At 44.4% G+C, this 13,665-nt stretch carries 13 protein-coding genes; 8 read left to right on the top strand and 5 right to left on the bottom strand.

The window, feature by feature from the left end; genetic code table 11:
• Positions 1 to 119 precede the first annotated feature (119 nt).
• On the top strand, positions 120 to 467 hold the full coding sequence (locus tag RRG12_RS26420) for a DUF760 domain-containing protein (RefSeq protein WP_420761225.1): 348 nt from the start codon (positions 120 to 122) through the stop codon (positions 465 to 467).
• 298 nt (positions 468 to 765) lie between these two features.
• Here RRG12_RS26420 and RRG12_RS26415 read toward each other — a convergent pair whose 3' ends face one another.
• Complete coding sequence (locus RRG12_RS26415) at positions 766 to 1,974, bottom strand: HhoA/HhoB/HtrA family serine endopeptidase (protein ID WP_420761224.1); 1,209 nt, start codon at positions 1,972 to 1,974, stop codon at positions 766 to 768.
• A gap of 370 nt (positions 1,975 to 2,344) precedes the next feature.
• On the opposite strand from RRG12_RS26415, the gene RRG12_RS26410 reads away from it, so the two are divergent.
• Positions 2,345 to 3,238, top strand: coding sequence for a LysM peptidoglycan-binding domain-containing M23 family metallopeptidase (locus RRG12_RS26410; RefSeq protein ID WP_420761223.1), 894 nt, complete (start codon positions 2,345 to 2,347; stop codon positions 3,236 to 3,238).
• A gap of 45 nt (positions 3,239 to 3,283) precedes the next feature.
• Here the strand turns inward: RRG12_RS26410 and RRG12_RS26405 are convergent, their stop codons facing one another.
• From RRG12_RS26405 to RRG12_RS26395, 3 genes are read right to left on the bottom strand one after another with little or no spacing between them, the layout of a single operon-like run.
• Entirely contained in the window at positions 3,284 to 4,318 is a 1,035-nt protein-coding gene (locus tag RRG12_RS26405; RefSeq protein WP_420761222.1) for an isochorismatase, read from the bottom strand.
• A gap of 60 nt (positions 4,319 to 4,378) precedes the next feature.
• Positions 4,379 to 4,663, bottom strand: coding sequence for a type II toxin-antitoxin system YafQ family toxin (locus RRG12_RS26400; protein WP_420761221.1), 285 nt, complete (start codon positions 4,661 to 4,663; stop codon positions 4,379 to 4,381).
• Positions 4,660 to 4,878 carry a hypothetical protein gene (locus RRG12_RS26395; protein WP_420761220.1) on the bottom strand — a complete coding sequence of 73 codons (219 nt, stop codon included), beginning with the start codon at positions 4,876 to 4,878 and terminating at the stop codon, positions 4,660 to 4,662. Before RRG12_RS26395 ends, RRG12_RS26400 begins: the two co-directional genes overlap by 4 nt.
• 324 nt (positions 4,879 to 5,202) lie before the next feature.
• Between RRG12_RS26395 and ispG the strand changes: the two genes are divergently transcribed.
• The 4 genes from ispG to RRG12_RS26375 all read left to right on the top strand — a co-directional run bounded on the left by ispG (position 5,203) and on the right by RRG12_RS26375 (position 9,676).
• Positions 5,203 to 6,429 carry a (E)-4-hydroxy-3-methylbut-2-enyl-diphosphate synthase gene (ispG, locus tag RRG12_RS26390; protein ID WP_420761219.1) on the top strand — a complete coding sequence of 409 codons (1,227 nt, stop codon included), beginning with the start codon at positions 5,203 to 5,205 and terminating at the stop codon, positions 6,427 to 6,429.
• A 664-nt stretch (positions 6,430 to 7,093) separates the two neighbouring features.
• Positions 7,094 to 8,395 carry a histidinol dehydrogenase gene (hisD, locus tag RRG12_RS26385; RefSeq protein WP_420761218.1) on the top strand — a complete coding sequence of 434 codons (1,302 nt, stop codon included), beginning with the start codon at positions 7,094 to 7,096 and terminating at the stop codon, positions 8,393 to 8,395.
• 248 nt (positions 8,396 to 8,643) lie between these two features.
• Positions 8,644 to 9,069 (top strand): universal stress protein, encoded by a 426-nt coding sequence (locus RRG12_RS26380; RefSeq protein WP_069072048.1) that lies wholly within the window; start codon positions 8,644 to 8,646, stop codon positions 9,067 to 9,069.
• Between the two features lie 19 nt (positions 9,070 to 9,088).
• Positions 9,089 to 9,676, top strand: coding sequence for a Uma2 family endonuclease (locus RRG12_RS26375; RefSeq protein ID WP_420761217.1), 588 nt, complete (start codon positions 9,089 to 9,091; stop codon positions 9,674 to 9,676).
• Positions 9,677 to 9,847: 171 nt separating this feature from the next.
• Here RRG12_RS26375 and RRG12_RS26370 read toward each other — a convergent pair whose 3' ends face one another.
• Positions 9,848 to 10,234, bottom strand: a complete 387-nt coding sequence (locus tag RRG12_RS26370) for a hypothetical protein (RefSeq protein ID WP_069072046.1) — start codon at positions 10,232 to 10,234, stop codon at positions 9,848 to 9,850.
• 241 nt (positions 10,235 to 10,475) lie between these two features.
• Here RRG12_RS26370 and hslO point away from each other — a divergent pair, with 241 nt between their 5' ends.
• On the top strand, positions 10,476 to 11,381 hold the full coding sequence (gene hslO, locus RRG12_RS26365) for an Hsp33 family molecular chaperone HslO (RefSeq protein ID WP_069072045.1): 906 nt from the start codon (positions 10,476 to 10,478) through the stop codon (positions 11,379 to 11,381).
• Between the two features lie 154 nt (positions 11,382 to 11,535).
• Positions 11,536 to 13,623, top strand: coding sequence for a chromosome segregation ATPase (locus RRG12_RS26360; protein WP_420761216.1), 2,088 nt, complete (start codon positions 11,536 to 11,538; stop codon positions 13,621 to 13,623).
• Positions 13,624 to 13,665 lie beyond the last annotated feature (42 nt).

The following is a 13,665-nucleotide window of genomic DNA, read 5'->3' as shown; positions in this document are numbered from 1 at the left end:
CCCCATTCCCCATTCCCCATTCCCCATTCCCCTCCTATTGACTTATACCAATGATGAATGCGCTACCCTTGTACTATGGTTTAGAGTAGAGTTAGCAATTAAGCTAAATAAAACTGCCAATGGTGTTTAATCCTGACTTTTTGAATGACAACTCCGAGGAACACCCTAATCAACTTCTTTCCGACCACTTTGAGGAATACCCTAATCAGTTACTCAAATATCTACAGCATCAGTCTCCTGATGTTTTAGCTAGGATTGCTCAGTCCGCTAGCCCCGAAATTAAACAAATCATCTCGCAAAATGTCCAAGGGCTAGTAGGAATGCTCCCAGCGGAAAATTTCAACGTGCAAATCACAACGGATCGGGATAACTTAGCTGGACTTCTAGCGTCGGCCATGATGACGGGGTATTTTCTGCGCCAGATGGAGCAGAGAATGCAGTTAGAGCATTTGTCTAATGGTCAATAATCAATAGTCAATAGTCAAACATTCTGGGACTATTGACCAAATAATTCGTAATTCGTAATTAATAAGGGTACAGCAACCCACACTGTAAAAATTCAGTGTTCAACAAAACAGTGGAGAGTTCAAACTTCCACTGATAGCACAGCGTTAACGAGTCCGTGAGCGTATTGCAACTACGAATTACTGTCTTCTCTACGAGACGCTCCGCGAACGCAGCGGTAGCGAGTCCTCTTACTCTTAAAGCTTGCTACGCTTTTAGTGTCTCGTAGAGAGCGTCATTATCAATTACGAATTATTCTGACTACTTCTTTTCAGGATAAGCTCCTGATTGGACTTTAAAGGTTTGAATTTTACCGCTACGGTTGACTTCGATCGCTAAAACGTCGCCAACTTGGCTGGACTCTACCAGCTTCTGAACTTGGGCTGAGGTTTTGACTGGTTTACCATTAACTTTTTGAATCACGTCTCCAGGAAGCAGTCCTCCACGCTTGGCTGGGGAATCGTCTGTGACTCCTTTAATCACAATCCCCGCATCTTGCTGAATATTCAGTTGATTTTCTTGATTAATCTGCTGTTTTCTGGTTGGAGAAAGGTCTGCCATGTCAATACCTAAAAAGGGATGTACCACACGCCCTTTGGTAAAAAGTTGATTGGCGATGCGGGCGGCGGTTTCAATGGGGATGGCAAAACCGAGTCCTTGAGCATCAGCGCGAATTGCTGTATTAACACCAATCACTTCGCCTTGAGCGTTTAACAAGGGGCCACCAGAATTACCAGGGTTAATTGCGGCATCAGTTTGGATAAAGCTGACTCGCTTATCTGGGACACCAACCTGAGTGCTAGTGCGATCCGTAGCGCTGATAATGCCGATAGTGACAGTATTATCTAAACCCAGAGGATTGCCAATTGCGATCGCCCATTGTCCTGGTATCAAGTTTTGTGAATTTCCCAACTTTACTGTTGGTAAATTATCGGCTTTTATTTTCACCACTGCCACATCTGTCACAGAATCCACTCCCACCACCTTCCCCTCTAAAGTCCGACCATCCTTGAGGGTGACTTGTACTGTATCTGTATCGGCTACCACATGAGCGTTAGTGAGCAATTCTCCATTTTCGCTCAAAATGAATCCCGATCCTGTACCACGCTCAATCCTTTCTTGAGGAATTGGTTGCTCATCCTCTCCAAAGAATCGCCGCAAAAGGGGATTTTTCAATGCATCAGAGATGGGATTAGCTACTTTGCGAGTAGCATTAATTCGCACCACAGCCGGGCCAACTTTTTGGACTGCCGTCGCAATAAAATTCACGTTATCGCCCCCAGTAGCCCCAATTGCTCCGTTAGGAGAATTCGGAACCACGGATTCTGGTGGCAAAGCCATCGTTACATTTTTTAACTGTTGGAAGGAGCGACTTTGTGGCAGGAGATAGCGACTGCCCAACAAACCTGCACCACCGCCAATCACCAGTAAAAACACATAAACCGCCAGTTGCTTTAAAGATAACTTCATAATCATTTTGCTCAAGGACAGCAATGCAGTTGCTAATTTCTAAGTGTAGTCAAGCTAACGGCAAGTGGACAGATCAATTTACGAAGAATTAGGGATTGGGTATTGAGCATTGGGGACTAGGAGATCGGAAGTGGGAACTAAGAAATAGGGACTGGGGACTGGGGACTAGGAGATCGGAAGTGGGAAGTAGGAAGTAGATACTGGGGACTGGGGACTGGGGACTAGCAGATCAGAAGTGGGAACTAGGAAATAGGGACTAGAGAAGAGTTTTCTAATCCCCAGTCCCCAATCCCCAGTCCCCAATCCCCAATCCCCAATCCCCAGTCTTCCCATCTAAAATCTAAAGTTAATGCGCTCTTGACGTTTATACATGACTTTACCCTTTCGTCAACTGTTTCTCTGTAGCTTAGTTAGCGCCTTGGGCCTAGTATCCATACTGCCAAACACCAATAGCGCCAATGCTGCTGTGGGTGGCTGCCCAACCCCAGCCTTATCTCGCTTCCAACGCCATAAAGTAGTTCGTGGCGAAACTTTGGAGAGCATAGCGCAGCGCTACAATCTCATTCCTACAACTATTATTGGCATGAATCCAGCTTTGCAGAATGGTGCAACTGCCGCCGTTGGTAGTGTACTTCAAATTCCTCCCTACAATGGGATTGTAGTCGAAGTACCTCGTGGTCAAACTTGGCGACAAGTGGCGGCACAATACAAAGTTCGTGCTGATAGTCTTTTTGAGGTGAATGGTTGCCAACAAGACCCCAGAGTTGTGTTTGTTCCGGGGGTAAATTGGTCGCCAAATGGTGTTGTAACGAAATCCCCTTTACCTGCTGATACAGGAACACAAAACCCTGCATCCCTTTCTGGATATCCCTTGGCGCAAGTGGTAACTGTGGGATTACCTTACGGCTGGCAAATTAATCCTGCAACTGGTGAAGTTTTCTTCCACAGTGGTATTGACTTATTAGCACCAGTGGGTACAGATGTGCTAGCGATCGCACCTGGAACCGTAGCCTTTGCCAACGACCAAGGTTCTTATGGCAAGTTAGTCATTATCAACCACAGTGGCGGACTCCAAAGCCGCTACGCCCAGCTTGACAGTATCAAAGTTACCGTCGGTCAGCAACTAAAAGAAGGAGACTTACTAGGAACAGTAGGCACTAGTGGAAGACCAACTTCCACTCAACCGCATCTCCATTTTGAAGTGCGTTCTACCTCATCTCTGGGTTGGGTCGCGCAAGATCCCAAGGGTTATTTAAAGAAATGAGAGAATAGGCGATGAGGGAGACTACTAAACCCAATGCCCAATCCCCTATGCCCAATTCCCAAATTCGCTAGATTTGACGATGTGCATTCCTGCCTCTGCAAACCTTTTAAACGCTTTATCCGCCTGTTCTGTGTAGTCCACAACACCAGGGACAACAACAGGAGAAGTGCAATCTTCTAGTAGATAGATTTTTTTCGCAAGGTTAGCATCTACCTGTTTAATTTCTGTTAATAAATCATCAATTGTCCAGGCGACACAATGACTTTTAGCTTGACCACCAATAATTACAGCATCAAATTCTAAAAGTTGTTTAATCAGGCGCGTATTCTTTTGAGCAAGTGGACGTTGTTCAAAATCTTCCAACACCTCTGGACGTAAGATGGAATAGTTTTCTGTTAAAGGATTTTCACCTTTGATTTCAAATTGCGTCTGACTTTGACGCGCAATACCGTGGAAAAATATCGCTTCTTCTACCGATGAAACTAAAGCATGACCAATACCCCCCAACATAGAATGATAAGGCCAAATTGTGAGGGGATATTTACCGTCTTGACTGAGTTGCTTAACGTAATGGTAAGCGTGTTTTTCTAATAATTCATAATCCCCATTAGTAACACTGTTAGCAACGGCTGGGTTAACTTTCCAAATACCTTGTTCAATATCTACTGGTGTGATGCTAGTCGCTGCTGGAGTGGGATGTTCTCCGGCGGCGTTCACCCAAAAGATCGGATGGAAGATTTGCGTTGCTGTGTGGGTATCTAAAGTGGGTACAATTTTTGTAATTACCCCCAAGTTTTGATAGATAAACTCGCATAATCTGACGTTATCATCCACCGCCGCATTACCGGATTTTCCACCTACAAATAATTCAAAACCAGGAATACAAAAGGTGTTTTGGACATCGATTAATAGTAGACAAATACGAGTTTTATCTAAAGATGCTGGTTTAATATCGTGTTGTTTTGCCCAGATTTCAGCTTCGGCGGCACGTTCTTGGTAAGGTACGCGTGAAACTTCGCCGACTTTATCGGATTTAAAGTGCAGAGGAATGGATAGTTGGGTTGTTTTTTGAGTGTTCATTTAAAATCTGTAATTATTTTCTAATTATTAAGCTTGCCTTAGTTAAAAATAATGGTGAATTTAGTAAACGTCATCGTGAGAGCCTAAAGTTAGCAATAAAATTTCTTCCTCTCCTGATTCAGGGTTTGTAACGAATTTAAATAAAATCCGATTACGATAATCAATTGAACATGAGTATCTACCCGATGAATCACCTTTCAGCTTGTGACTACGTAAACTGAGTTGAAATGGGTCTTCAGCTATTTGTTGTAATACTTGCTCAATTTGAGAACGTAACTCAGGATTTTTCTTGACTAGACGCTTAAAAACACGAACAAAAGTCGGACTCCAAACCAAATTTTTCACTCATCTAACTCCGCCATCAAATCTGCAACTGACCCACGCCGGACATTACCCTGAGCATAATCACTCTCTGCTTGCGCGATTTCTTTTAATAAGTCATCCCGTCGCTGTTGTTTGAGGCGCTTTTGGATAATATCTACAAGAATAGCCTGAGCTTCTGGATCTAATGCTTCTACTGCTTCTATGGCTTTCTGGAATGTAGATGTTCTTTCTAGCATGGGCGTCAAATAATTTGGTGATAAGTCTAATTTAGCTGGTGCTAGGGGCGATCGCTCCTCGTCCTCTTGGTTAAATAGTATATTTGTATTATGTAAATATAAATTTAGCGATCGCTACTCAAGCTACTCAGATAAAAAGATTTTTAAGCAAAATATCTTTAAAAAATGAGCAAAACCTCTAAATCGCTCTTTATTAGCTTACCTGTGTTATTTTCCTTTTTTTTTCTATTTAATCGCCCAAAAATGCCCCTGCTGTGGCAATCTGGGAAACAGAGATTTATTAAATCTGATATTTGAGCAACAGCAAATTTACTTAGTCAGGTTATGCAAACTCTGCCCGCAGTAGACACTTCAAATCCCACATCAAGTCAAGACACCTTTGATACAACCATCAAGCGGCGTAAAACCCGTCCCGTAAAGGTGGGAAATGTCACCATTGGCGGTGGCTACCCCGTTGTGGTGCAGTCAATGATTAACGAAGACACCCTTGATATTGATGGTTCCGTGGCTGGTATTCGTCGTCTGCACGAAATTGGCTGCGAAATTGTCCGCGTCACAGTGCCAAGTATGGCTCATGCTAAAGCTTTAGCCGAAATTAAACAAAAATTAATTAAAACTTACCAAGACGTGCCAATTGTGGCTGATGTCCATCACAATGGGCTGAAAATTGCCGTGGAAGTCGCCAAGCACATTGAGAAAGTACGGATTAATCCGGGCTTGTATGTGTTTGAAAAGCCAAACATCAATAGAACTGAATATACTAAAAGCGAATTTGACGAAATTGGCGATAAAATCCGCGAAACCTTAGAGCCTCTGGTAGTTTCCTTGCGCGATCAAGGGAAATCGATGCGAATTGGGGTAAATCACGGTTCCCTTGCAGAGAGAATGCTATTTACTTACGGTGACACCCCCGAAGGAATGGTGGAATCCGCTATAGAATTCATCCGCATCTGTGAATCTTTGGATTTCCGCAACTTGGTAATTTCCATGAAAGCCTCACGAGTACCGGTGATGGTAGCCGCCTATCGCCTCATTGCCAAGCGCATGGATGACCTGGGTATGGATTATCCGTTACATTTAGGTGTTACGGAAGCCGGTGATGGCGAATATGGGCGAATTAAATCCACGGCCGGTATTGCTACCTTACTAGCTGATGGCATTGGCGATACCATTCGCGTCTCATTGACAGAAGCACCAGAAAAAGAAATTCCCGTTTGCTATAGCATTCTCCAAGCTTTGGGATTGCGAAAAACGATGGTGGAATACGTTGCTTGTCCTTCCTGTGGACGCACTTTGTTTAACCTAGAGGAAGTGCTGCACAAAGTTCGGGAAGCAACTAAACACTTAACTGGTTTGGATATTGCAGTTATGGGTTGTATTGTCAATGGCCCCGGAGAAATGGCAGATGCCGATTATGGCTATGTTGGCAAAACACCCGGTTACATTTCTTTGTACCGTGGCCGAGAAGAAATTAAAAAAGTCCCAGAAGATAAAGGTGTAGAGGAATTAATTAACCTCATTAAGGCAGATGAACGCTGGGTAGAACCATAAAGCAACTAGGCGAGCGGGCATTGGAAGAAGCAGAGGAGCAAATGAGCAGAGGGGAAGTTCCAGTAAGTATTTCCCCTCTGCTCCCTACTCCTCAATTCAGTGTGTCGTCAATTTAGAAAATGCGTTAAAATAAGCTACATCAAAGAAAATAGTGACCCTAACTCACCACCTGATTAAAGCAACGTGATTGCCAATAAATATAATCTGTCCTTAAAGCAGATGTATTGTCAGAGGCAAAGAACTGTAAAGAGCTAAATTTCAGGAATTTCCAGGTACAGAATCGAACATATCGTGTCTGTACACACATTAACTACTAATAAGTTAGGAAAATAAGTAAAAATCATACTCAGCCCCTACCCCCTGTAAATCTGGGGGGTTTGGATGTGAAAACACACCACCGACACTTCGCAAGGAGTGAAGGTAAGGGCGTAAGGGTAGTGGGGAATGGCACACCTGCTTCCTGCCACTAGCCTACTAAGGCTTGTCGGACTGAGCAATTAGGTCGCCTTCTCAAGCAAATTATATGCTGGCAGCCTTGAGAGTATCAAAAAAATCCAGGTTAAGCTAGAGAAGAGAATTAGAGTCAGCTTGCATACCCCAGTGGGTCAAGAGCAATACTAAGTCTCAGGTGGCAATATTATAATTTTGGCATTGTCCTTACTCCATGCTGCGAATCATTACTCAGCAGGCAGACGTCAGAGCAGAACTGCAACGGATCTGCGATCGCACCCATGACGAACAGGTGCTTCACAAAGAAGCAACGGTACGAGAAGTTTTGCAAGCAGTGAAGCGCCAAGGCGATAAAGCTGTATTGCATTATACTGCCGAATTTGACAAACAAACCCTGAAAGCAGACGAACTCCGAGTTACAGGCTCGGAATTGGATGCAGCCTATCAACAGGTGTCAAAGGAATTGCTTGATGCAATTCGGCTAGCTTGCCGCCAAATTGAAGCGTTTCATCGTCAGCGAGTACCGAAAAGCTGGGTACACTTTGGCGACGATGAAGTAGTGCTGGGCAAACGCTACACTCCCGTAGACCGAGCCGGGTTGTATGTGCCTGGTGGCCGTGCCGCCTATCCCAGTACTGTGCTGATGAATGCAATTCCGGCTCGTGTTGCTGCTGTACCCCACGTGGTGATGGTGACACCACCAGGCCCAGGGGGTGCAATTAATCCCGCAGTCTTAGTAGCTGCCCAAGAAGCAGGGGTGCAAGAAATTTATCGCATTGGGGGCGCACAAGCGATCGCCGCTTTAGCCTATGGCACTGAAACCATTCCAAAAGTGAATGTAATTACTGGGCCTGGTAACATTTATGTCACCCTAGCGAAAAAACTTGTCTACGGCACAGTTGGGATTGATTCTTTGGCAGGCCCCAGCGAAGTGCTGGTGATTGCCGATGAAACCGCAAATCCAGTGCATGTAGCTGCTGACTTGTTGGCCCAAGCCGAACACGATCCAATGGCGGCAGCGATTTTGCTGACGACAGATGCAGCTTTAGCGAAGAACGTGCAAGTAGCCTTGGAAAGACAGTTAGTGGATCACCCACGGCGAATAGACACAGAAAAAGCGATCGCTCACTACGGCTTGATTATCGTTGTGGAATCGCTCGAAGCAGCAGCAGAACTCTCAAATGAATTTGCTCCCGAACACCTGGAATTAGAAGTCAAAGACCCTTGGGCACTATTACCACAGATTCGCCACGCTGGGGCAATCTTCTTGGGTTACTCAACACCAGAAGCCGTAGGAGACTATTTGGCAGGCCCTAATCATACCTTGCCAACTTCTGGTGCTGCCCGCTATGCTTCGGCATTGGGGGTTGAAACTTTCTTAAAACACTCCAGTATTATTCAATACTCCCAAACCGCACTGCAAAATGTGGCTGGTGCAATTGATGTGCTAGCAACAGCAGAGGGTTTACCTTCTCATGCTGATTCAGTACGACGCCGAATTCAGCAAGAAGAGTGATTTGGAATGGTTAATTTTTTCTTGTACTGTTGGTAAAAGTAACTCACTAGCTTCAAACTAAAAGTTTAGCTGAAACAGCAATTCATCTCACATCTCATCCGTTAGGGGAGCGTGAGATGAATTGCGCGTGAGTTGACGACAGAAAGTTCTCTATCCAAATTGGCAAATAAAAAATTGGTTTAGTGTCGCTGCCGGCGGATTTTGCTAGATACTTATGTAAGGGGTCTACTCTTTAGGAGACAAGAGCGGTGCTAAATAGTGTTTTGGTAGCTCTAGACGGTTCGGAAATTTCAGAACGAGTAATTCAGACTTTAGATAATTTGGCGTTTTCAAAAGACGCCAAGGTTATTCTTTGCCATGTGTTTCCTACGCCAGAGTCAGAGATGGAACTACCCGCTGATCGCCCTCAGCCAGAGTCCCCAACATTTTCTTATTTTCATATTGAAAAACAACTGCAATCCTATCAGGAAAAGTTATCAGTCACAAGCGATTTAGAATTAGTAACTGGTGATCCTGCTGAAGAAATTATTCGCCTTGCCAATATTTACAAAACTGACTTGATCATAATTGGCAGTCGGGGATTGATGGGGATGAAGCGAATTGTTCAGGGTTCTGTCAGCAGTCAAGTTGCAGAAGAGGCTAATTGTTCAGTATTAGTTGTAAAACCAAGGTAAAAACTTGCAAGGGGAAGCAATGACTATAACCACCCCAAAACTAACCTTTGAAGAATACCTGAAATATGATGATGGCACTGATACGCGCTATGAATTGGTCAATGGAGAACTAATTCCCATGAGTCTGGGAAGTGGGCAACATGGCGCGATAACAGAATTTCTCAATGTTTGTTTCCGAGGAGAAATTCTCCGACTAAAGTGGGATTGGACTTCTAAACAAATGGTTATTGGTGTTCGTTCTCCCCGTGCTGGCAGATGGGATACATCAAGGATTCCAGATGTAGTTGTGATTCCGTTACCTCAATGGCGAGAGTTGAGAAACCGAGAGGCAGTTATTGAACTCAACGAACCACCCCCCTTATTAGTGGTGGAAGTCGTCAGTGAGTCAACAAAGATTGTAGATTACCGAGCCAAGCGAGTTGAGTATAACGTTTTAAATATTCCAGAGTATTGGATTGTCGATCCATTAACGAACAAAGTGACTGTTTTTACATTGATTGAAGAATTATACGAACCAGTAGAGTTTTTTGGTCGTGATCGTATTCAATCTCAAACTTTTCCGCATTTAGAATTAACAGTTCAACAAGTGTTAACAGCCTACAATTAAAAATAATTTAAGCATTTTAACCTATGCGAGTCTGTGTTAACTGCGTCTCTGTGGTTAGATAAATTACTTTTAAACCACAGAGACACAGAGAGAAAAAAGAGATTTTTCTAGTCACCTTGAAAGAGCTAGTCCTAAGGGACAAGGAAAATCCCCCTTCTACGTTCAATCGATTTAACGTTCTTGAGTTGCGAGAAACTGACGCAAGCTTAACAAACTCAGCGTTTGACCCAAATTCAAGGGCAAAATTGAAACTCCTTCCAAGCGGGACTGTACCCAACCTTCTCCCCAGTACCATTCATGGAACCCATCAATCCCTCCACTGAGTACCAAGCGGAGACAGTTGGATTTGGCAACATCCACCTGATGATGAATCGCAACTGGCCCAGTCCAGGTTGTAAACTGGAATCCGGGAAGTAGTTCTTCTGGCATTCCTGGCGCAAAACGTTGCCCTAAGAGCCATTTTTCTAATTGCACCGGATGCAGCAGACTGTCACGAATTGCATCTGTTGATGCTTCGATTTCGATCCGTAGTTGACTTTGTTGAAAATTACCCAGCATTTTTCTAGGATTACCTAAAGATGAGACATCGCTATTTCTAATATTGCAAATAGTCTTTGTCATTAGTCATTAGTCCTACTCTGCGGGAAGCCCCTGGCGCGTCTATGTCCTTTGCAAATAACTAATGACCAACGACCAATAACAGCCGTTTATTTACGTAGAACCCTACTAAAGTTACTTTTCTACCAGCAGAGAACTTAGAATAGAAAAAGTGAACTTGTTAAGAAATGTAAGGTTATTCATGGCGGATCAGTTAATTCGTGCAACAGCAGCCGAAGGTGGAATTCGTGCCATAGGTGTGATCACCACACGTTTAACAGAAGAAGCGCGAGGACGCCACAAGCTTTCTTATGTGGCAACGGCAGCACTGGGTCGGACTATGGCGGCGGGCTTGTTAATGGCTTCTAGTATGAAGCGAACTGGATCAAGGGTCAATGTCCGGGTTAAGGGCGATGGGCCTTTAGGTGGCATATTGGTAGATGCAGGTTTAGATGGCACGGTACGCGGATATGTTGGGAATCCATCTGTAGAATTGCCTCCCAATGCCAAAGGTAAGCTAGATGTTGGTGGTGCGGTAGGTGATGGCTATCTCTATGTTGTGCGGGATATCGGTTATGGTTATCCTTACTCTAGTACAGTAGAACTAGTTTCTGGCGAAATTGGCGATGATGTAGCTCATTATCTGGTGAATTCCGAACAAACACCTTCAGCTTTAGTTTTAGGTGTGTTCGTGGGAGCAGGGGGAGTAACTGCGGCTGGAGGATTACTAGTACAAGTATTGCCCAAAGCTGCCAGAGACGAAGCCCTAGTAGAAACGTTGGAATCGCGGGTTGCTGGTTTAGCAGGATTTACGCCATTGTTGCAAGCGGGGAAAACCTTACCTGAAATTTTTGGCGACTTGTTGGGAGACATGGGGCTGGTAATTTTTCCCGAACGGCAAATGCTGCGCTTCCACTGTGGTTGTTCTTTCGATCGCGTTTTGGGGGCACTGAAGATTTTGGGAGAAGCCGAACTGCAAGATATGATTATTAAAGATGATGGTGCTGAAGCAACTTGCGAGTTTTGCGGCAACGTCTACCAGGCAAGTAGCGATCAGTTAGCTCAACTAATTGCCGATTTGCAAGCTGAATCTACCGTTTCAGGATAAAGTATAAAACAGCACTATTTTTTTAGACCGCTAATGGTATCTGTGGGGAGAGAGCCTGAAAAAAAGTAGCTTTTTAATGATCAGAAAGTTACTATGACATCAATGGAATTATCGACCTAAAACAGAGCGCTATTCAATTATTTTGGTGTGAGAGATGACAGAGCGGGATATTCCAGACAGTTGGTCTTCAGCCAGTGGAAGAGAGCCAGATCAAAACAAAAGATTATCCCGAACAGAACAATTCGGTGAAACTCAACCATTTGATGTCCCTGCTACTGGTTCTACCTCCAAGTCAGTGAAACGGCGAAAAAAAAACCATAGGGAAGGATTACCTATAAATAGTCATTCAGAAGAAACTGCCCAACTCAGTAATACTTCTGGGAAATTGCCACGATGGATGAAAAGCTGGGTATTGTGGCTAGCACTGCTAACTTTGATTCCCGGCAGTGTCGCATTCTTGGCAATGGCAATGCTGCTAAAGTTGCCAACTGCCCCGAATTGTCCCTCGATTTTTTGGCCCCTAGCTAGTGCTTCTGTGCGGCTACACTGCGCTCAGTTGGCGGCTTCTAAGCAGACAGTGAACGACCTATTGCAAGCGATCGCTCTGGTGAAGCAACTACCACCAACTCACCCGTTGCATGGAGAAATTGATCGTTTCATCGAAGAATGGTCGCGGGATATTTTGAAGCTAGCCGATCAAAGTTTCCAAACTGGGAATTTAGAGGAAGCGATCGCAACAGCTCAGAAAATACCCGAAGATGTGGCAGCTTATAAGTTAGTCGATGAGCAAATTGGCAAATGGCAGTCAATTTGGTCAAAGGCAGAAGAAACATACAACAGTGCGATCGCTGAAGTAAAGGAACGGCGCTGGCAATCGGCATTCATGTTGTCCGCCAAAATGCTGCGCGTAGACAATCAATACTGGGCGAGTACTAAATACGACCAATTAAATCGTCTAATTGCCACAGCACGGGAAGATGGGGATAAGTTAGGAAAAGCTGAAAGTTTAGCAAAAAGCCAAGTTGTTGATAATTTATTAGAAGCTATCAAGTTAGCCGAGTCCATTGGTCAGGAAAGTTACCTTTACCAAAAAGCTCAGGAAGCAATTCCCGCATTTGGACGCCAAATGCTGGAGTTAGCACGGGCAAAACTAGACAAGCAGGATGCCGATGAAGCACTGAATATTGCTAGACAAATTCCAGAGATTACGAAACTACAGGGCGAAACAGATGACTTTATCGCCATAGCTGACGCGAAAAGGAGTGCTTGGATCGGTAACGTTTCTGGTTTAGAGGCAGCGATCGCTCAAGCACAACAAATTGATCCTTCCAGACCAGTGTATAACGAAGCACAGCAACTAATTGCTCGTTGGCAACTGGAAATTGAAGATGTTGCCCATCTGGAAAAAGCGAGAATATTGGCTAGCCAGGGAACAGTGAATAATTTAACAGCAGCGATCGCTCAAGTACAGTTGATTCCTGTGAATAATCCCAGGGGCACAGAAGCTAGACAAGAAATAGGTCGCTGGCGTGCCCAAGTGGAGACAATTGAAGACCAACCTTACTTAGAACGCGCCGAACAGATAGCCATATTCGACGATATCAATTCCTTACAAGCTGCGATCGCTCAAGCTAGCGAAATTCGTAGAGGTCGTGCATTATATCCAGAAGCACGGAAAAAAATTCGTACTTGGGTAGGAAAAATTCAGCGAATTCAAGACCAGCCTTACTTAGATCAAGCACAAGAACTGGCTCAGAGTGGAAATCTCACCGCCGCCATTAGCGCAGCTCAACAAATTGCCTCGTCGGGAAGGGCACTTGCTGGAGAAGCACAAGCTGCGATAAATGACTGGGAAGGCCAAATCCGCACTAGAGAAAACTGGAGAAAAGCTCAAGAGGTGGGCGCGGCTGGGACGCCAGAAGCTTTGGTTGAAGCAATACGACTGGCAGATCGAGTTTCAAACAATAGCATCTTACGTATGGATGCAAATCTGGCTATTGACCAATGGAGTCAGCAATTGTTAGAAATAGCACGCTCTCAAGGTCAGTCTGATATTGCTAGAGGCATCGGCATTGCAAAATCGGTTCCACGAGGTAGTGCTGCTTATAGTGCAGCGCAAGAGCAAATTAGGATTTGGCAGGAATTTCTCAACCCTCAACCAGAACCTCAGCCTCAACCGGAAGTTCAGCCTCAGCCTGAATCTTTACCATTTCCTCAATCAACAACTACTAATGGTCAGTGACCATCTATATTTTAAAAAGTTTTAATTTCTCATTTTCAAGGA

Source organism: Nostoc sp. CALU 546 (genome assembly GCF_048836525.1).
The sequence above is the reverse complement of the archived record's forward strand: the minus strand, read 5'-3'. Positions and strand labels throughout refer to the sequence as shown.